At 42.4% G+C, this 19,638-nt stretch carries 15 protein-coding genes; 7 read left to right on the forward strand and 8 right to left on the reverse strand.

Going from position 1 to position 19,638, the window contains the following annotated elements:
* The first annotated feature begins 6 nt into the window (after positions 1–6).
* Positions 7–945, forward strand: a complete 939-nt coding sequence (locus ACDC99_RS03650; RefSeq protein ID WP_370755859.1) for a glycosyltransferase family 2 protein — start codon at positions 7–9, stop codon at positions 943–945.
* On the opposite strand, the gene ACDC99_RS03655 is transcribed toward ACDC99_RS03650, so the two are convergent.
* The 4 genes from ACDC99_RS03655 to ACDC99_RS03670 form a co-directional block, all read right to left on the reverse strand.
* Positions 935–4,771: a translocation/assembly module TamB domain-containing protein gene (locus ACDC99_RS03655; RefSeq protein ID WP_370755861.1), complete on the reverse strand. Its 3,837-nt coding sequence runs from the start codon at positions 4,769–4,771 to the stop codon at positions 935–937. The two genes, ACDC99_RS03650 and ACDC99_RS03655, sit on opposite strands and share 11 nt — an antisense overlap.
* 708 nt (positions 4,772–5,479) lie before the next feature.
* Entirely contained in the window at positions 5,480–5,611 is a 132-nt protein-coding gene (locus ACDC99_RS03660) for a hypothetical protein (protein WP_022317323.1), read from the reverse strand.
* Positions 5,612–5,626: 15 nt separating this feature from the next.
* Positions 5,627–7,207: a DUF4270 domain-containing protein gene (locus ACDC99_RS03665; RefSeq protein WP_308006876.1), complete on the reverse strand. Its 1,581-nt coding sequence runs from the start codon at positions 7,205–7,207 to the stop codon at positions 5,627–5,629.
* 32 nt (positions 7,208–7,239) lie between these two features.
* Positions 7,240–8,052 carry a glycogen/starch synthase gene (locus ACDC99_RS03670; RefSeq protein ID WP_022317321.1) on the reverse strand — a complete coding sequence of 271 codons (813 nt, stop codon included), beginning with the start codon at positions 8,050–8,052 and terminating at the stop codon, positions 7,240–7,242.
* A 217-nt stretch (positions 8,053–8,269) separates the two neighbouring features.
* Between ACDC99_RS03670 and panC the strand changes: the two genes are divergently transcribed.
* Positions 8,270–9,124, forward strand: a complete 855-nt coding sequence (gene panC / locus ACDC99_RS03675; protein WP_370755863.1) for a pantoate--beta-alanine ligase — start codon at positions 8,270–8,272, stop codon at positions 9,122–9,124.
* 12 nt (positions 9,125–9,136) lie between these two features.
* The gene (gene panD, locus ACDC99_RS03680) at positions 9,137–9,484 is read left to right on the forward strand and encodes an aspartate 1-decarboxylase (RefSeq protein ID WP_022317318.1); all 348 of its coding nucleotides are present in this window, start codon (positions 9,137–9,139) and stop codon (positions 9,482–9,484) included.
* 113 nt (positions 9,485–9,597) lie between these two features.
* Here the strand turns inward: panD and hemW are convergent, their stop codons facing one another.
* A complete protein-coding gene (gene hemW / locus ACDC99_RS03685) occupies positions 9,598–10,722 on the reverse strand; it encodes a radical SAM family heme chaperone HemW (RefSeq protein ID WP_288965917.1) in 1,125 nt (374 codons plus the stop codon).
* A 174-nt stretch (positions 10,723–10,896) separates the two neighbouring features.
* Here hemW and ACDC99_RS03690 point away from each other — a divergent pair, with 174 nt between their 5' ends.
* The gene (locus ACDC99_RS03690) at positions 10,897–13,056 is read left to right on the forward strand and encodes an elongation factor G (protein ID WP_370755866.1); all 2,160 of its coding nucleotides are present in this window, start codon (positions 10,897–10,899) and stop codon (positions 13,054–13,056) included.
* A 175-nt stretch (positions 13,057–13,231) separates the two neighbouring features.
* Here ACDC99_RS03690 and tamL read toward each other — a convergent pair whose 3' ends face one another.
* Positions 13,232–15,403, reverse strand: a complete 2,172-nt coding sequence (tamL, locus tag ACDC99_RS03695; protein WP_042519440.1) for a translocation and assembly module lipoprotein TamL — start codon at positions 15,401–15,403, stop codon at positions 13,232–13,234.
* 121 nt (positions 15,404–15,524) lie between these two features.
* On the opposite strand from tamL, the gene ACDC99_RS03700 reads away from it, so the two are divergent.
* Positions 15,525–16,277: a TrmH family RNA methyltransferase gene (locus tag ACDC99_RS03700; RefSeq protein ID WP_370755868.1), complete on the forward strand. Its 753-nt coding sequence runs from the start codon at positions 15,525–15,527 to the stop codon at positions 16,275–16,277.
* A gap of 30 nt (positions 16,278–16,307) precedes the next feature.
* Here ACDC99_RS03700 and ACDC99_RS03705 read toward each other — a convergent pair whose 3' ends face one another.
* Both ACDC99_RS03705 and rfbC read right to left on the reverse strand, forming a co-directional pair.
* Complete coding sequence (locus ACDC99_RS03705) at positions 16,308–17,105, reverse strand: DUF4738 domain-containing protein (protein WP_156145420.1); 798 nt, start codon at positions 17,103–17,105, stop codon at positions 16,308–16,310.
* Between the two features lie 77 nt (positions 17,106–17,182).
* On the reverse strand, positions 17,183–17,731 hold the full coding sequence (gene rfbC / locus ACDC99_RS03710) for a dTDP-4-dehydrorhamnose 3,5-epimerase (RefSeq protein WP_288308689.1): 549 nt from the start codon (positions 17,729–17,731) through the stop codon (positions 17,183–17,185).
* Positions 17,732–17,865: 134 nt separating this feature from the next.
* Here rfbC and ACDC99_RS03715 point away from each other — a divergent pair, with 134 nt between their 5' ends.
* Together ACDC99_RS03715 and ACDC99_RS03720 are read left to right on the forward strand one after the other, a co-directional pair.
* Entirely contained in the window at positions 17,866–18,999 is a 1,134-nt protein-coding gene (locus ACDC99_RS03715; RefSeq protein ID WP_044073177.1) for an HU domain-containing protein, read from the forward strand.
* Positions 19,000–19,005: 6 nt separating this feature from the next.
* On the forward strand, positions 19,006–19,539 hold the full coding sequence (locus ACDC99_RS03720) for an FHA domain-containing protein (protein WP_022317311.1): 534 nt from the start codon (positions 19,006–19,008) through the stop codon (positions 19,537–19,539).
* The last annotated feature ends 99 nt before the right edge of the window (positions 19,540–19,638 follow it).

The following is a 19,638-nucleotide window of genomic DNA, read 5'->3' on the forward strand; positions in this document are numbered from 1 at the left end:
ATGAATATGAAACTTGTAATTGTTGTACCATGTTATAATGAAGAAGAAGTTCTGAATGAAACGAAACAGCGATTGCTGTGCGTGTTAGACAAGCTGAAGTCTGATGGAGGCATTTCAGAAGGAATGGTGTTGTTTGTGGATGATGGGAGCAAAGACCGCACATGGCAGATGATAGAGGCTTTTGCCGGTGATTCTCCTATGGTTGGCGGGTTGAAACTATCAGGCAACCGTGGTCATCAGTATGCCTTGCATGCAGGTTTGAAATGGGCTTCAGAACATTCTGATGCTTCTGTTTCTATTGATGCCGACCTGCAGGACGATGTTAATGCCATTTATGAAATGGTGAATGAATATCATAAGGGGAATGACATAGTGTTTGGAGTCAGAAAGGAGCGCAAGACGGATACTTTCTTCAAGCGTACAACGGCTTTGGCTTTCTATAAGCTTATGAATGCACTCGGCGGCAAGGTGATATACAACCATGCTGACTTCAGGCTCATGAGCAGGAGAGCGATGCTGGCTATGATGAAATATCCGGAGAGTAATCTGTTCTTGAGGGGTATTGCAGCATCTGTCGGTTATCCTTCTACGTGTGTGTATTATAACAGGAGTGAGCGTTTTGCTGGAGAGTCTAAATATCCATTGAACAAGATGCTGGCTTTTGCCATTGAGGGAATTACTTCATTTTCAGTGAAACCATTGAGGTTGATTTCATATTTGGGTATAATATTCATTCTTGTAGCCATAGGTGTCATCATATATGCATTGTATGAACATTTTACGGGTAATACCATAGAGGGTTGGACTTCATTGCTCGTGAGCATGTGGTTCATTGGCGGTTCGATACTTCTGGCATGTGGCGTTACTGGTGAATATATTGGTAAAGTGTATCTTGAGGTGAAACAACGCCCGAAATATTTCGTTGAGAAGAAGGTCAACGTTTGACAATCTTCTTCTTCTTTGTCTTGAACAAATCCCACCATGTCTTGAAATCCTTCTTCAGTATGATTCCAAGTCCTTGGGTGTTGAGTGATGATTTCGTGAAGTATCTGTCATTGGTCTGATTGTATACTTTAATGGCAACGCTCCCGTTGGGAGTAAGCAGATACTTAACGTCAAAATCACCGATGAACGACGACGTGGTGTTGGGGTTGTCTCTATACCCGAACTGTCCGTTTATCAGGAGCCTGTTGCTGAACAGGCTTCCTGAAAGCAGTCCTTCGTATTCTGCATTGTTGAAACCTTCGGTACCAGTACTTATGTTGGTGCCGAAGTTCCAGTTGTTGTTCTTTATCAGTGTGCCCAGGATATTGTTTACCTGTTGGCTTATCGTTCCGCTGAGCAGACTTTGCATAGCAAGACTTGTCTGGCTTTGCTGTGCATCTTCCTGTTTTGAGTTGTTTTTTGAGTCTGTGTAGAATCGTCCTATGGCAAGCAGATATACCACTTGCTGGTTCATTTCCTCCTCGCTGTTTATCAATGATCTCACCATTTGCTTGGCATCATTGTTTACTGTGGGCATGTCAAAGTCGAAGTCTACCTTTATGGTCTCTGGCGTTCCGCCGATATTCATGATGCAATCTACCTTTACGTTGTTGCTTGAAAAGCTGTTTCCGATGCGCAAATCAGCGAGTGAAACACCATTGACGGGGTATATGGCTTTGAGGTTCAGCTGAGAGTTGAACGGGTTGCCGCCGAAAACGATGTTGCTGCCTTGCTGGAAGCGGAAATCTTTCTTTATGATGTTCTGTATTGTGAGGTTGTAAGAACCATGGTCGATGACGTATGTGCCGTACATGTCAAAGCTGCCTTTGTTGAAATATGTGGCTTTAAGAGCACCGTTCCCGTTGAGGGATATCTTGTCGCCGGTAGCCTTGTCCATCAACACACGGAGGGTGAAGTCGGGGGTAGCGGCCACGTTGAAGTTGATGAACATGTCGGAAGCGTCGTTCAGATCCTTCTCATCTTCATCTTTCTTTGTTGCATGATAATAGTAGTCTTCTGTATTGTTCTCGACTTTTGGCGTTTCGTGACTGACCCATCTGAGAAAATTACTGTCGGTTATGGCGTCAGGACTAGCCGCATTGTATTCTATGAACGAACCTTTGTTTGGTGTCATGTCAATATCGAATACAATGCTGTGTGGGCGACCGGTGATATTGCAGTCGCCGGTGCCGTATACTGTGCCATAGAATGAGTTGTTGCCGTAGTCGTTGAAGTCGTAACACAGAAATTCGTTGGCATGTATGCCGAGGTCGAATGTCAGCCTCGTCAGATGCTTGTGATGCAAGGCTCCAGTGACCGTTGCCACATTGCCGTGTCGGTCTGTTACGGTGTCACCCTTGAATATGATTTCGTCGGGTACCATTCTTATCGTGTCGTTCTTCAGTCTGTATACAGTGTTGAGTGGACTGATGCCGATAGTGCCGTCGGCAACCAATAGTCCTTGGAGGTTTACCTCGCTCAAATCTCCGAATACCTGTGCAAAACCATTGGCATGTGCGTCGATTTTGTTCATGAAACTTCCGCAAAAGCTTTTCAAGAACTCAATGTTTGTATTATGGGCGGTTATGCCGAGATCTATATAATTCTTCTCTGGGGAGACATAGCCTTTGATGATTGTCTTGACATTGTTGTCATCATCCGCATGGGCGTCGATGTCTATCTGCTTGTCGTGCTTGTTCCATTTCACGTTGGCGAATAACTTGCCCATCCTTCCGTCCTGGAACTTGAAGTTATCGACAGTGAGGTCCACCCAGGCGTCTGGATCTTGCATGATTGACTTTAGATATGCAGTTCCCGAAGCCTGTCCGCCGAAGGTTACAGAATGGAAGTTGACTAAGTTCAGGATATAGTTCACGTCAACGTTTTGCAGATCTACCCTAAGAGAGTCGTCCGCACTGCTTGTCGCCTTTCCGTAAATTTTTATGAACTGTCTGTCACGCCCTATGGCAAAGTGGTTTACCTGTATCTTGTCCTTGTTGTATATGATGCTCGAAGGAGATATGTGCCATATTGTGTCATTAAGAGACAGTGTGGAGGGCTTGATGTTTATATATGCCGATTTTTCATTATTTGCATCATTATAGAAGCTTGTTTCTGTTTCAATAGTGCCTCGTATGTTCAGCGGTGAGTTGTAGGCCATGTCGATATGACTGTTTAACTTATTGTCTATAGCGCTTGCCTTGACATTCAGAAGAATGCTCTTTCCCTTGTCTTCAATTTTCTTTATGTTGCATTCGGCAATCAGACTGTCGTTGACTGTCTTGACATTGAGCTTGGCGTTCTTGAAAGATTCTCCTGCGTAAGTGAATCCAGGCATTGTAACATCAGCGTTTATCTCTTTTTTCATGTCGTTGATGTTTGCTTTGATATGAATCGGCTCGTTCGATGTGTATGGTATGCCTAAGATAGCGTGGATCCATTTAGTATCGTATATGTTTGCTTTGAGAGAGAAATTGTTGTCTGCACAATACACTTTATTGCGTTCGATGCCAGGAGCCGTAGGCAGTTGCTTCTTGATGATGGAAAGCATACTCTGTCCGATTGTAGAGAATTGGTATTTGCCTCTGATTTCAATTTCACCGATATCAGACTTGATGTCGATGTCTCCTTTGTTGATATTCGCTGTCAGTTCGTTGAGTGAGTAGTTCTCTGTAGGTGACTGCATGCTGAATTCTTTCAGTTGCAGCTTTCCTGTCAGATCATACAGACTCTTTCCTGTGGCGCAGATGTTGATCTGTGTAGAGAATCTTGCATCACCCCATTTGTTCGTTATGTTGAGGCGTTGCGGATTAATATTCTTCAAATCCATTGAAATGTCTGAAATGGGTGACTTCATGAAGTTCTTGATGGATCCGATGAGAGACAAATGGCAGTTCTCGTCGTTCACATTAAGTCTGCCGTTTATGTCTGTGCCGTTATACGCACCATCGATGTCAATGTCTTTGTATGTATATTTGTTGTATTCAAAGTCTGAAATTCGACCTCTGACTTTGGTATCAGTTATTTTGTTGTTGTGGATGCGGGCTTCGCCGTGCAGGTTTGCGCTTATATTCCCGAATTTATTGTCTGCCAATAGTTCATTCAGATTGATGCGGCCGGCTGAAATTTCAGCAGCTAGTTTCGTTGCCCTTTTCTGGATAGCAAACTGAATATTTCCTAGATTCGTGTTTACATTTCCGCATGCACTGATGTTGTCATTGTTAGTTTCACATGTTGCAGCGGCGGTAATTGCTTTAAGTTTTGTCAATGGGGTGGGGATATCTATTCTGGCAGTTCTTGCAGCTTTGAAAACCAATGCCAAATAACTCTCGTTTACAGACAGCTGGCTTATCTTTGCTTTCCATGTCTTGCAGCCGTCGAAAGGAGTAAACATGCCATTGGCATTAAACTTGAATGCTGTGTCTTGTGAATATAATGACAGTCTGCTGACTTTTGCTTTGCCGTCGGTGTAAGAGAAATCTGCAACTAAGTTTAACTTGTTGGAAAGATCATTCAGCTCTGGCACGATGAAGGCAAAGTCGGAAAGCGTTATATTGTTTCCAATGATGTTTCCTTTGCCTTTAATGGTATTGCCGACAATGCTACCGCCATCTGTTCTATAGGTGGCGGTAATGGAGTCTGAATAAATTGTACTGTGGGGCAGGCATAGTCTGAAATTCTTGACAGATGCCTTTTGGGGAGTTACAAGAGCACTGAATGTCAGTTTGCCTATGTTGAGGCCGGATTGCTCTTTGAACGATAGCTTCTTGACTATGGCGTTGGCCATATCGTTTGTGATGTGTCTTATTATTATGTGTGAGCTGATGTCGGAAACATGGATATGGTAGGGAGATAGTTTATTCGAAGTGTTCGGCATATCCCATTGGTCATATTGTATCGCTCCGTTTCTTATGATGAAAGAGTTAATTCTCAAATCAAGTTCGCTTTCCTCTTTTTTATCAGAAGAAAGTGAATCAATTACGAATTGGAAATTTGGTTGTGAATATTTGTCTTTCTTGTATAATTTTGCTCTCAATCCGAATATTTGAGCCGATGAGATAGAGATATTTCCTTTGGCTAGTTCCAGAATGTCTATACTGATAGATACGCGGGAGGCGTGCAACATGTCTTTGTTGCTTTTGTCTAGCATGTTGAAGTCGTCAATAATGACCCTGTTGAGGAAACCTAAATTTATGTTGCTTATGGTTATTTCTGTGCCAAAAGTTTTTCTCAAGATTTTTGCCACATAAGCTCCTGTATATGCCTGTACTGACGGTATGTGAAGCAGTATTGACAATGCTATGTAAATGGACATGACGGTCCAAATTATAGTCGTGGTTATGTGGCGTAGTCTTTTCACCTTATATTCTAATTTGTTTGCTTTATGATAACTGTCTGTAGAACCTTTGTTTGCTTATCCTTTTTTAGTTGGTTCTTGATTGTATTATAATTTAAAAGAAGCGCCGACGTATTTATGCGTGGCGCTTCTTGAGTGTTACAAAGCTTCATCTTCAGGCTTTTCAATCCTGTTGTGACCTTTCAGCTTGATATGCTTTTTCCGCGCTATCCATTTAGCTTTCTTCTTTTCATAATCAAGCATGTGTCGTTCCAAGAAATTGTCTGCCATTTGTATTGATGTATATTATTTCTGGAATTTACTGTATACTACGTCTATTGTAATATTGGCGTCACCTGTCATAGAGCCTTTCACAAACTTCGATGCCGTAAGGCTCATGTCGTTTGTCACTTTTACGAGCTTCGTCGTTTGTCCCGTTGTGACATAAGTCGTTTCTACAGGTATGACAAGTACCTTGTTCCATGTAGGGTGTTTTTTCTCCCACATAGTCTTGGCATCTGCGCTCGACATTCCTTTTCCTTCATATTCCTTGATGCCTTCAGAGCGTTTCCTGCTCATGTAAGCAATCAGGTTTGCCACATTGTGGAAGGTATATGAGTTTTGTTTAGCCAATGACGACTGGTCGCTTGTTGCGAAGACGGCGGTGTATGTCTGTACATTGTCCGGTATCTTTCCTTCTTCGAAGAAACTTGTGCGCATATCGTTAGGTATGAGGAGAAGGGTGGCGGGGATGTCCATATTGTATTTCTCGTGCTTCGTGTTGTTTATCCTCGTAAGGGAAATGCGCGCAGAATTGATTGTGTCGTTCTCGTGGCCGTTTAGAATCTCGTCCACAGGAATTGTCAGTTCGGTAAATATTCCCGCAGGTGACTTGATGTAAGTGATGTCGTTCTTGTTTCCTTCCTCAACCATCTTGTCTATGGCGGCATTGTCGTTGGAAATACGTGTCGACTGTATTACTTCTTCTGTACCTGCGAATGTAGTCACGACATTTACAGTTGTGTCTTTTTTCTCACCGTTGGTGGTCTTCTCATACTTGTATTTATAATATACAAGCATCTGGCTCATATTTATATAAGCCATTGAGCCAAGTCCATCTGATGATTTGAAATAGAAACCGGGACAGATGTTGTGGATGAAGCTGTATGAATCTTTGAAGAGCTTGGGATTACTATAGTATTTTTGCATTATATAAGTACCATAGTTATAGTATCCTTTTTTCTCCTTATCCTTGTATGCAGCCTTTTCTTCTATCAAGTTGCCATTTTCGTCGAGTTCTGAATTCGGCAGATTGATCTTGATTTTCTTTGGTACGGTGTCTGATGCCAAATCATATAAGGTATAAGTCTTGTTGACGTTGACTCTTCCCTCATCTGTGCGACAATAATTATCGTCAGACTTCAATGGGTTGAAGTCTGAATAATATTTCTTGTTTTCCTCCATTGGCTTTGACAACTCTAGCATATTGAGTTTCATGGTAGACAGAGAGTCGCCATAATACTTGTCGTAATATAGGTAGATCACGCACGAGTCTGCTATTATTGAGCCGTCTTTGAGTCTGCTTACTATTGATTTTTCTGCAGGCAGTTGTGTTCCTTCAAGAGTATAGAATTGTGTCAGGAAGTCTCCTTTCACGAATGCTCCTGTTTCAGGGTCTTTCACTTTTCCCAAATATCCAGTGGCTGATCTTGAATATACAGAGTCAGCCTTCACGGATTTTGAACTTATAGGGAAAGATCTTGCGGTGACATTGATGTTGTCGAGGTCGTCGATGATGCTTCCTCCGATGTTGTCAGTATTGTCATCACAAGAGCATAGACAAGAAAATATTAATGCGAGGCTTAGAAATACCTGTTTTGCTTTCATGAAATGTATTTGTTTTTCTGTGTTTATGGAATTTACTCCAAGATGCTGTCGTAGAAATTGTCGTATGCGTCAACGTCTAATTCTGTTGCGGCAGCCTGAGACATGAATGGAATACCCTTCGATTTTGTATATTCAACAAGTTGTTGGTTGACGCCAGGACCTGCCTCTATGACACCGTCGGAATAGTCGATGGCCAATTTTTCGAATTCTGTGAAGTCGAATTTCTCATTGTAGTTCTTCAGTATGTCGCTATGGGCATCCTTGAATTCAAGACATTGTCCAAATGTTTTCTCAATGTCCTTCTTCAAACCGTTTCCGAAGAGGGATGTGATGATCTTGGTGTTTGCGAACGAAGGCTCGTCCTTGTATGCGGTTTTCACATAATAGGGTACAATGTTGCCTATCCACCCCTGGCAATGGATGATGTCAGGGGTCCAATGCAGCTTCTTTATTGTCTCCAGTACGCCTCTTGCGAAGAATATTGAACGTTCGCCGTTGTCTTCGTATTCTTCGCCGTTTTCATCGTTTGCCATGAGTCTCTTTGTGAAGTAGTCGTCGTTGTCGATGAAATATACCTGTATCCTTGTCGAAGGGATTGAAGCGACCTTGATTATCAGAGGGTGGTCAGTGTCATCAAAGATTATCATCATCCTTGAAAGACGAATCACTTCGTGTAGCTGGCCTCTCCTTTCGTTTATGTTTCCCCATTTGGGCATGAAGGTCCTGATTTCATATCCTTTTTCAAGTATGGACTGAGGAAGCTCGCGGCCTATGTGGGACAATTCGCTGTCAGAAACGTAAGGCGTTATCTCTTGGTTGATAAATAGAATTTTTTTTGACTTCATCATTGTTTTTCTTTAATCTTTGCAAAGATACGAAAAAAAACTTACTTGGTGCCTTGCTTCTCGCAAAATTGCTCAAAACTCATTGCTAATTGGCTTTTTTTTAAACATATTCTTTCTTGTTTAAGAAAAATGTTGTTATTTTGCACCGATTTTTCATTCGCAGTCGGTCTCTTTCGGGTGATTGGCATTTTTGGAAAAGGTTTATAAATATAATATAATGAAAGTTTTTAGTAAGATAGCAGACCTCCAGAACGAGTTGTTCGAAGCTCGTAAGAATAAAAAAACAGTAGGTCTTGTTCCCACGATGGGAGCTCTTCATGCAGGACATGCGTCTTTGGTTAAAAGAAGCGTTTCGGACAATGACGTTACAGTAGTGTCGGTATTTGTCAATCCGACGCAGTTCAATGATAAAACCGACCTGAATACTTATCCGCGTACACTTGATGAGGATTGTAAGTTGTTGGAATCCGTAGGGGCTGATTTCGTGTTTGCTCCTTCTGTAGAAGAAGTTTATCCATCGCCTGATACGAGAAGCTTTGAATTTCCACCAGTGACAACGGTTATGGAAGGCGCTCACAGACCAGGACATTTCAACGGAGTATGCCAGGTAGTAAGCCGGTTGTTTTACATCGTACGTCCAGACAAGGCTTATTTCGGAGAAAAGGATTGGCAGCAAATTGCAGTAATCAAGGCGTTGGTGAAATATCTAGGTCTGAAGTTGAATATTGTTGAATGTCCTATTGTCAGAGAAGAGGACGGATTGGCAAAGTCGTCTCGCAACACATTGTTGGCTTCAGATGAGCGTTCTGTTGCTCCCATGATATTCAAATATCTTAACGAGAGCGTGGATTATGCGAAGAAGCACACTTTGAAAGAAACCCATGATTGGGTGGTGGACAGTATCAATGCCGTGGACGGATTAGAAGTGGAATACTTCTCTATTGTTGATGGCGATACATTGCAGGATGTAGAGAACTGGGAGGATTCTTCGGATACGGTAGGATGTATTACTGTGTATTGTGGAAAGAAGCCAGTCAGGCTTATAGATCATATAAAATATAACGCCCAATAAAAGATATTTATCATGTTGATTGAAGTTTTGAAGAGCAAGCTGCATTGTGTTCAGGTTACAGAGGCAAATCTGAATTATATGGGTAGCATAACCATAGACGAGGACTTGATGGATGCGGCTAATCTTATAGCTGGTGAAAAGGTTCAGATAGTAAACAACAATAACGGAGAACGTTTTGAAACATATATAATCAAGGGAGAGCGTGGCAGCGGATGTATTTGCCTTAATGGTGCAGCTGCAAGAAAATGTGTTGTAGGTGATACAGTTATAATAATTGCTTATGCACTTATGGACTTTGAAGAGGCCAAGTCTTATAATCCGGTTGTGGTTTTCCCTGTAGACAACAAGATACAGAAGTAATTCATCTTTGCATGTTATATCATTGAAGCAGCGTATGGTCTTGGCATTACGCTGCTTCAATGTATCTACGCAAATCGTTTGAAGTGAAGATTATGCTTCCGGTTTCTTGTTTCCTATACGTGCATCAAGTCGCTGATAATGCTGTCGCTCACAAACAGTCCCTTCCTTGTCAGATGTAGGTGGCTGCCTTCGAGTGTCATCAATCCATTTTCGATATGTGGGGCAGCTTCTTTGTACAGGAAGGCAAGATAGTCTTCGCCAAAATTTTTCTTTATGCCGGTCATGTCAATTCCTTCGCATGTGCGTAGTCTTGTCATGACCACGTCGTCAAATCTTGAGTCCTTGGTTAGAAATTCAGTTTCGGCAGGAATCGTTTTTTTACTGATAGATTCCATGTAGGACGATATGTCGTCAATGTTCCATTGTCTTGACATTCGGTTGAAAGAATGTGCAGAAGCTCCGATGCCCAGGTATGGGATGTCATTCCAATAGTTGCTGTTGTGTATAGACCGGTAACCGCTTTTTGCAAAGTTGCTTATCTCGTAATGTTCGTATCCGGCAGCAACAAGTTTGTCTATAAGTATGTTGTACATGGCAAGATACGTTTCCTCGTCGCATTCCTTTATCCTGTTCTCAAGAAGAAGTTTTGTCATTGCAGTCCCCTCTTCATACATCAGACTATAAGCAGAGATGTGCTCAATCTCCAGGTTGAGGGCGCTTTCAATGTCTGTCCTCCATGTTTGTATGCTTTCTTGTGGAAATCCGAACATTAGGTCAATGCTGATGTTCGACACGTCAGCCTTTCTCAGCCTTTCCACCGCCGATATGATTTGTGACGCATTGTGTCTTCTCCTTATGAAGGATAGAATATCGTCAGAAAAAGACTGTGCTCCCATACTGACCCTATTGATGGGAGAACTTTTTATATAATCGGCAAGAGATTCCGTGATGTCGTCTGGGTTGCATTCAAAAGTCGCTTCTATGGAGTCTTCCACCTTATTATATTTATATATGGCATCGAAAATCCTGTCAATGTCAGTTTGGCAGAGCTGTGAAGGCGTGCCACCTCCAAGGTATATCGTGGAGATTCTGTCGTCCAGATAATCCCTTCTCAACCTTAATTCTTCGCAAAGGCTGTCTACGTAACGTGAACGAAGTTCTTCGTGAGTTGTTGAATAGAAGCCGCAATAGATGCAACGGCTCTTGCAAAATGGGATGTGAACGTATAATCCTGACATAATTTGTAATTTTTGTATTGCAAAAGTACTAATATGTTTTAAAAAACAGGATTTTTTGTAGCAAATATTTTGTAAAATGGAGAGAATATGATAACTTAGTTGCCGTTAAATCTAATTAAGTCGCCACAAGAACATAAAAGCACTTGGAACGACAAACCTAAAATCTATAATAACATGAGAGTTTACCAGACTAATGAAATCAAGAACATTGCCTTGCTTGGCAGTGCGGGTTCCGGCAAGACTACTCTTGCCGAAGCGATGTTGTATGAGAGTGGTGTCATCAAGCGCCGTGGTACAATAGAAGCTAAGAACACGGTTTGTGACTACTTTCCAGTAGAACAGGAATATGGCTATTCTGTATTCTCTACTGTATTTAATGTGGAGTGGAATAACAAGAAACTGAATATTATCGATTGCCCTGGCTCAGATGATTTTGTGGGCGGAGCAATTACAGCGCTTAATGTCACAGACCAGGCATTGGTGCTTATTAACGGTCAGTATGGTCCGGAGGTCGGAACTCAGAATTTATTTAGATATACAGACAAGCTGAAGAAGCCGGTTATCTTCCTCGTCAATCAGTTGGATAGCGAGAAGTGTGATTTTGAATCCATTATTGCACAAATGAAAGATATCTACGGCACCAAGTGCGTGCAGATACAGTATCCTTTGAATACGGGACCAGAATTCAATTCCCTTATCGACGTGCTTCTCATGAAGAAATATTCATGGACGCCTGAGGGCGGTGCACCTGTCATCGAGGATATTCCTGAAGAAGAGATGGAGAGGGCTATGGCTCTACATAAGGAGCTCGTTGAGGCTGCTGCAGAGAACGACGAGACTCTGATGGAGAAATTCTTTGAAGAAGAGACACTTACAGAGGATGAGATGCGTGAGGGTATCCGCAAGGGACTCATCACACGCTCGATATTCCCAGTGTTCTGCGTTTGTGCAGGCAAGAGTATGGGCGTTCGTCGCTTGATGGAATTCCTTGGTAACGTAGTGCCGTTCGTTAGTGACATGCCGAAGGTGCATAATACGAGAGGACAGGAAGTTCCTGCCGATACCGACGCGCCTACTTCTTTGTATTTCTTCAAGACAGGAGTAGAGCCGCATATTGGTGAAGTCTCATATTTTAAGGTTATGAGCGGAAGCGTGAAACCGGGTGATGATTTGACGAATGCAGACCGTGGATCAAAGGAGCGTATGGCGAATATCTTCGTATGTGCAGGAGCTAACCGTCAGTCTGTAGAGCAGTTGCAAGCGGGGGATATCGGTTGTACGGTAAAATTGAAGGATGTCAAGACCGGTAATACTCTCAACAGTAAAGACTGCGAGAATAGATTTGATTTCATCAAATATCCTAACTCAAAATATTCACGTGCGATAAAGGCTGTCAACGAAGCTGACACAGAAAAGCTTATGGCTGCTCTGACTAAGATGAGACAGGAAGATCCGACATGGGTCGTTGAGCAGAGCAAGGAACTTCGTCAGACTATCGTTCACGGACAGGGAGAGTTCCATTTGCGTACATTGAAATGGAGACTTGAAAACAATGAGAAATTGCAGGTTGAGTATCAGGAACCACGTATTCCATATCGTGAAACAATCACAAAACTTGCACGTGCAGACTATCGTCACAAGAAACAGTCAGGTGGAGCTGGCCAGTTCGGTGAGGTACATCTTATCATAGAACCTTATGCCGAGGGAATGCCGGATCCTGTTTCTTACAATATCAATGGTCAGGAGTTCAAGATGAATATCAAGAACAAGGAGGTCGTTGATTTGGATTGGGGAGGCAAACTTGTATTCATCAACTCTGTTGTTGGAGGAGCCATCGACCAACGTTTCATGCCTGCAATCTTGAAGGGAGTGATGGAGCGTATGGAGCAGGGACCGCTTACTGGAAGCTATGCGCGTGATGTTCGTGTTGTCGTTTATGATGGAAAGATGCATCCGGTAGACAGCAATGAGTTGTCATTCATGTTGGCTGCAAGAAATGCGTTCTCAGAGGCATTCAAGAATGCAGGTCCAAAGATTCTTGAGCCGATTTATGATCTGGAAGTTTTTGTCCCTTCAGATTTCATGGGAGATGTGATGAGTGACCTTCAGGGACGCCGTGCTCTAATCATGGGAATGGATTCTGAGGCAGGTTATCAGAAGCTTCAGGCGAAGATTCCATTGAAGGAACTCTCAAACTACAGTATCTCACTGAGTTCTATAACAGGTGGTAGAGCTTCGTTCACAACTAAGTTCGCAAGCTATGAACTTGTTCCTAACGATATTCAGCAGGAGCTGATTAAGGTTCATGAAGCAGAAATCGACGGAAAAGAATAAAGGTCTGTTTGAAACATAAATTAAGGGGGCATGTCATGAGATATGTCCCCTTATTTATGTTGAAAACGTGTAGAGTCTTTTCCCATTTGAATGGTGCAAGTCTTGCCGTTTTCGAAAGTACTGGCAGAAGTGGTTTGTCTCTTGATTTGTATTTTCTGTTAGTTGTTGTGATTATTTAGAATGGCATGCCTACAGCGAAATGGAATGCAAAATCTCTGTTCATGTTCGGGTGGAATAATGGATAATGATCATTTTTAGATTCGTAAGCTGGATTTATTGCTTTCATTCCCATGTCGAAGCGCAGGATGAAATAGCTGAAGTTCAAGCGAATCCCCAATCCATAGGCAACGGCAATCTGTCTGTAGAAAGAGTCCAGATGGAACTGTCCACCTGGTTGTTCCTTGTATTCTCTCAATGTCCAAATGTTTCCAGCATCAATGAATGCCGCTCCGTGTAGTTTCCAGAACAAGGCGGTTCTGAATTCCATATTGAGGTCGAGTTTCATGTCTCCAGTTTGGTTTATGAAGTCAATGGCGCCATCTTTGCCTTTGAAGCTACCTGGGCCTAGTCCGCGTACGCTCCAGCCTCTGACCGAGTTCGCACCACCGGAGAAATATCTCTTTTCAAACGGCAAGACTGTACTGTTGCCGTAAGGATAGGCCACACCGAGAGCTGCATGCATAACAAGCTGGTTGTTTTGGTCGAACGAAAACTTGTGTGTGTAGTCGAAGTCGAATTTCGCATATTGGGCATAAGCGATGTTGAAAATCTTGTAGTGTTTATTGGCATCCTTCTGCATTTTCGTGATATGCGATATACCGTTGAGGATATTACCGGCTGTCTCGCAGTTTATTTTGAATGCATTGTTTTTGTGGCTGTATGTCATTCCAAATCCGATTTTCATGATGAAGAGATCTTCGTAGTTGTATTTCAAAATGACGTTTTTATTGTCTACATTATCAAGATAGTTGTCTTTGAATGTAGATGATATCCATGGCATATAGACATAATTGAGGTCTATGATGTCAACTTTGTATTGGTGTTTTTGGCTAGAGTCTGTCCATCTGTATCTTACAGAGCCTGAGAATACTCGTCTGTGGAACTCTGGACGGTTTTGCAGGTTATAGCTCACTCCGATTTCCGTCGTAGAGTAAGAACGCCTTTTGAAGTCATATGACAGAAACGGACACATGAAGCTGGGGAAAAGAATCTTTGACTCTATTCCGTATTCTATATAATTCTGATTCTGGTAGCCTTCAAGACCGGTTATCGCTTCGTAAGCCCCTCTTAGTTTCACGCTGAACACTTCAGAGCCTCTGAACAGATTCCTGTTTTCGTATGTAAGCGATACTGCGGCACCAAGGTCTCCGGCTGTATTTGTACCTTCAGGTTGGAAACTGATACTGTTGGGGGTGCTCGGACTCACTCTGATGTTGCAGTCGAGCAGGCCTTCACCTGCTTCTTTGAATTGAATGTTCGTGTATTTCACAGCTTGAAGCTTTCCGAGACTGTTATATGTTCTTTTGAGCATTTCAGAACTGAAGGGCTTACCTTCTTCGAGCCATGTGTTTTCCTTAAGCACATTAGCTCGCAATGGAATTCTGTCTCCTTCTGTGCTACTGTAGATAATATTGTTTATCTTGTAGCAAGTATGTAGTGTGTCTGTCTTTACTCCTGGTTTTTCGTATTTTGCTATGTGGAGTATCAAATCTACAAGTTCTTTGCCAGGTATTGAGTCTGCCGTATACGATATGAAATTCTTGTGAAAGTGGTAATATCCATTGTTTGTCAGGGCAGATGTTATAATTCGGCGCTCCTGTTCAAGACTGTTGATGCTGAATACCGCTCCTGCCTTTATCCTTTTTTCTTTAGGGTATATTACATCAAGCTTCTTTTCGATGTTGTCGTCTTGGATGTCGTATGTTATGTTGTTTATGTGAAATTTCTTCCCGGGAGTAAGGATGTATGTTATATCAATCTTGTTTTTCTTATGAATCTTCGTACGGGTCTCCACATTGGCATTGAGAAACCCGTTGTTCTGCATTGCGCTTCGAAGATCGTTGCAAGTCGATTCTGTAAGTGTGGAATCCAGAGTTACTGGCTTTTCCCCGATATTCTTTAAAGTCTTGTTGATCCACTTTGTTGAATCTTTGCCTGCAAGTGAATATGTCGCAAGTGGTATGCGTAGTGCTGAAAACCACTTTGTGTTTCCTTTCTGCTTTATATATGGTTCATATTCTGAAGCGTTTATGCTTTTGTCTGTGCTCTCTATCATCACCTTGTTAATGAGAAACTCGTTTTCCGGTATGAATTTGGTTATGCTGCATCCCGTCATGACAGATGTCATAAACGCCACACAAAAGTGTATTAAGATATGTTTTATAGGTTTGTTCGTCACTTCTCTTGGTTTTGTTGTGCAAAAGTATAAAAAAAATTGTACTTTTGTGGCTCAAAAACTATAAAATGAAATGTTAAGCAAGAATCAGATAAAATTAGTTCATTCGTTGCAGTCAAAGAAAGGACGCGACAAAGAGGGTTGTTTCGTTGCAGAAGGTCCTAAGGTGGTGTCAGATTTGATGGAGATACTGAAGCCGAAAATGTTTTTTGCCACTCAGGGGTGGATAGATTCTAATCCTCAGATAGATAATGATATAGTTGTTGTCACGGATGATGAACTGCGTAAAATCAGTTTCTTGCAGCATCCACAGGGAGTGCTTGCCGTATTCCCGATGCTTGTGAGTCAGCCTAAATGTGATTTAGACGATTCTTCCCTTTACATTGCCCTTGATGGGGTGCAGGATCCTGGTAATCTGGGCACTATCATACGTGTGGCCGATTGGTTTGGTATAACGAAAATTTTCTGCAGCCGTAACACCGCTGACGTGTATAACCCCAAGGTCGTGCAGGCTACTATGGGCAGTATCGCCAGAGTGCGGGTTGAATATTGCGATTTGCAAGTGCTTTTCGATTCGCTCCCCGCCGGTTATCCCGTTTATGGTACATTCCTTGATGGTGAAGATATTTATAAGAAATCCCTCACTCCCAACGGTATTATAGTGATGGGGAATGAGGGGAATGGCATTTCCGCAGCTATGCGAAGCCGTATAAACAACAGGCTTCTGATACCGAACTTTCCTGAGGGGCGCCAGACTGCAGAAAGTCTGAATGTGGCAATAGCCACTGCCATAACATGTTCGGAGTTCAGAAGATGTTCGTTTTGAACTTTTCTGGCTTCTTTGCGTCTTGGCCTTCTATTTCGTTACGTTCATTGAAATCTTTCCGTCAGTCGTTATGACAATATTCACCATGTAGCTTACATAGCTGTCGGGGATGGCGAGTTCTGCTATATAGTGGAATCCTTTGTTGTCGGATGTGCTTGCTGTAAGGTCGCTCAATACGCTCTGTTTCAGAAAGTCTTTGGGAACATATTGTGTGAAGTCGCTTTTCTTAAAGTCTTTTGAGAAAATCTTTGTTTCCTGCTTGAAGATCCCCAGGTGGATAGTGTTGTCGAAATATACGCTTTCGATTTCCAGCCCGTCATCATTATATGATGTCTTAAATACTTTATATGTTGTAGGATTTACTTGAATGTAAGAGTGGTATCTCTCATTGTTACAGAATAATATGGTGTCGCTTTTAATTGTCTTGTTCTGGTTTACGCTCGTTGGCTTCTTGTTGGCGAACTGTAGTTCAAAGCTCGGGTCTTCGCCTTTTATCAGTTTCACTATGTCGCCATTTGAGTTTTTAAATTCAAATATATGCGCCGATTGTTTTAATATGGCGTATTTAGAGTCGTTTGCGCTTTTTAGTTCCAGAGTGTCGCCATATATGGCAAATTTGATAGGCTGGCTCAGGGAGTCTGGGTAGTATATGGTGTCCCCTTTGACTTTGAAGACGACATTCTCTTCGTCAGAGTCTACCCATATGCCTTGAAAAAGTTGTTTTGCCTTCAGGTCTTCTGTACGTACGGCTGTGTCTTCTCCTTTGTTTTTGCATGAAAAGGCAGTCGAGCACAAGAAAACCAAAAGGATGAAAGTCTTTATGTTCATTGTCATTAGATGTTGTGTGCCATAAGGCATCTGTGTTCATTTTGAGTCTCTGTCAAGAGATTGTCGGCGTATTTGCATCATTCGAACAAGACTGCCTCGGAAAATAGTTTCCCGTTGAAGTCTTTGTCGCTTGCCAGCACGTCTTTTTTCCCGATAGGCCATTCTATGTTGATTTCCGGGTCGTCGAATCGTATGGATGCTTCATACAGTGGGGCATACACGTTGTCTACCTTGTATGTGAATATTGCTTCTTGGCTCAAGACAAGAAATCCGTGGGCAAATCCTCTCGGTATGAAAAGTTGTCTTTTGTTGTCTTCGCTGAGTTCCACCATCACGTGTTTGCCGAATGTGGGTGAGCTTTTTCTTATGTCTACAGCCACGTCAACCACTTTGCCTTTGATTACCCTTACGAGTTTCGCCTGCGAATATTCTCCCTTTTGATAGTGGAGTCCCCTTAAGACGCCGTAAGACGATTTCGATTCGTTGTCTTGCACGAAGTTCACGTTTCCGATGTTCTTTTCGAATTCTTCCTGTTTGAATGCCTCAAAGAAATAACCTCTTGGGTCGTTGAAGACTTTTGGTTCTATAATGAAAACTCCATCAATCGCGGTCTTTATAAAGTTCATGGTCGTATTTTATTTTGTTGCAAAAGTAATCAATATTATTTTATTCCGTATGTGTTTTTTACTTTTTTTTATTTCACCGATTGGTTTTGAAAGTTTTATTTGGCATTGTAATGGGAAAAGTGTAATTTTGCAACGTGATAGAATTGAAAAGACATATTGAAATATTGCTTTTGGACAATGACTGTGTTGTCGTGCCAGGCTTGGGAGGCTTTGTGGCGCATCATATAGATGCTCGCTATGATGCCCGTGATGGTGTGTATCTTCCGCCGTTGCGTACGCTTGGGTTCAACCAGAAACTCGATATGAACGACTCCCTTCTGGCGCAGTCGTATGTCGAGGCGTACGACATGAGCTATCCGGAGGCGATGAGAAAGATAGACGAGGAAGTTGGCGAACTGAAATCGGTGTTGGAAAAAGACGGTTTCTATGATTTGAGCGACATCGGAACTTTAGTCGTGAATGCTGACGGCCGTTATGAATTCGACCCTTGTGAGTCTGGTATCCTTACTCCGTCTTTGTATGGCTTGTCGAGTGTAGATGTGTCTCTATTGCTTGAGGATGGCGTGACTGCGACAATTCCTGCAGCAATTGATATGCCGGTGAAATCTATTACAGAGGAGCAGGGTGGGTCTGAAAAGTCTGCTGCTCAGCAGTCGCAGCAAGTGTTCCCGTATGGTGAATCGAAACTCGCAGAAAAACTATGCGCTGATGGTGACGTTGATTCGGAGAAGACAATCAGTATAAAGGTCAGTCTGATACGTAACGTGTTGGCCGTAGCGTGTGCCGTCTTGGCTTTCTTCATGTTGGCGACACCGATTAATAATGTAAATGACGAGACGTCGGTTTCAATGAGTGGAATCGGTAGCGGTCTATTATATAACTTGGTTTCCAGAGATGCGAACTCAGGAGTAACCAATGTAGTGGGTGAGAAAATCAATGCCATTCCAAGTGCCAAGTCTGGCAATATTATGGATAAAAAGATCGAGCCCCCAATAAAAAGAGTGGAACCTGTGTCGAAGCAGAAAGACATGCAGACGGAAGTCTATTGCATTGTTCTGGCTTGCAGAATAACCAAGTCTAATGCCGACGCTTTCGTCAAGAGTCTGCATGAGCAGGGGTTGGTCGAGGCCAGAGTCCTTGAGCAGGAGGGTGAATCCTTGAAGGTGGTATATGGTAATTACGAATCTAAAATGAAAGCTTTAAGCGAATTGACACAACTTCGTGAAAATGAGATGTTTTCAAGTTCTTGGATATATAAGGAAAACTAAAAAAAGATGAAAAGAGTACGCTGCCCTAAATGTGACAACTACATCATATTCGACGAGACAAAGTATGCCGACGGACAGTCTTTGGTATTCCAATGCCCAGAGTGTGGCAAGGAATTCGGTATACGAATGGGTGTGTCGAAATTGCGTGAACGCCAGAAAGACGAGAATCCAGACGAGAATGCAGATGAGAATGGATGTGGTTCAATCGTCGTCATTGAGAATGTCTTCCATTATAAACAAGTCTTGCCATTGAAGATGGGTGACAATATAATAGGTCGCTATATGAAAAATGCGAAGGTGGACTTGAAGATAGAGACAAACGACCCGAGTATGGATATCAGCCATTGCGTTATAAATGTTTCGAGAGACAAGAAGACGGGCAAGCTAAAATATATATTGCGCGATGGACCTAGTTATACTGGAACTTTCGTAGACAATGAAATCCTTGGCGATAAAGAGCGTCGCGTGATTTATGACGGCACTCTGTTCACTCTCGGAGCTACTAGCATAATACTGCGTGCAGCAGAAGAAGATGATTGATTTATTCTTTATGCATTCAGAAAAGAGTGCAGACAAGGAATATTACTGATAGGGTTAAGCCTTAAAACTCGGCTACTTATGATATGAAACTCACTGAGT

It is taken from the genome of Prevotella pectinovora, assembly GCF_041323955.1.
Lineage (GTDB): Bacteria > Bacteroidota > Bacteroidia > Bacteroidales > Bacteroidaceae > Prevotella > Prevotella pectinovora.

Bases quoted from the DNA above. Each gene is read 5' to 3' on its own strand.
- ACDC99_RS03690 (WP_370755866.1), top strand. From the start codon at position 10,897: ATGAGAGTTTACCAGACTAATGAAATCAAGAACATTGCCTTGCTTGGC.
- panC (WP_370755863.1), top strand. From the start codon at position 8,270: ATGAAAGTTTTTAGTAAGATAGCAGACCTCCAGAACGAGTTGTTCGAA.
- ACDC99_RS03720 (WP_022317311.1), top strand. From the start codon at position 19,006: ATGAAAAGAGTACGCTGCCCTAAATGTGACAACTACATCATATTCGAC.
- tamL (WP_042519440.1), bottom strand. From the start codon at position 15,403: ATGACATCTGTCATGACGGGATGCAGCATAACCAAATTCATACCGGAA.
- ACDC99_RS03655 (WP_370755861.1), bottom strand. From the start codon at position 4,771: ATGGCCAACGCCATAGTCAAGAAGCTATCGTTCAAAGAGCAATCCGGC.
- ACDC99_RS03665 (WP_308006876.1), bottom strand. From the start codon at position 7,207: ATGAAAGCAAAACAGGTATTTCTAAGCCTCGCATTAATATTTTCTTGT.
- rfbC (WP_288308689.1), bottom strand. From the start codon at position 17,731: ATGAACTTTATAAAGACCGCGATTGATGGAGTTTTCATTATAGAACCA.
- ACDC99_RS03700 (WP_370755868.1), top strand. From the start codon at position 15,525: ATGTTAAGCAAGAATCAGATAAAATTAGTTCATTCGTTGCAGTCAAAG.
- ACDC99_RS03660 (WP_022317323.1), bottom strand. From the start codon at position 5,611: ATGGCAGACAATTTCTTGGAACGACACATGCTTGATTATGAAAAGAAG.
- hemW (WP_288965917.1), bottom strand. From the start codon at position 10,722: ATGTCAGGATTATACGTTCACATCCCATTTTGCAAGAGCCGTTGCATC.
- panD (WP_022317318.1), top strand. From the start codon at position 9,137: ATGTTGATTGAAGTTTTGAAGAGCAAGCTGCATTGTGTTCAGGTTACA.
- ACDC99_RS03670 (WP_022317321.1), bottom strand. From the start codon at position 8,052: ATGAAGTCAAAAAAAATTCTATTTATCAACCAAGAGATAACGCCTTAC.
- ACDC99_RS03705 (WP_156145420.1), bottom strand. From the start codon at position 17,105: ATGAACATAAAGACTTTCATCCTTTTGGTTTTCTTGTGCTCGACTGCC.
- ACDC99_RS03650 (WP_370755859.1), top strand. From the start codon at position 7: ATGAAACTTGTAATTGTTGTACCATGTTATAATGAAGAAGAAGTTCTG.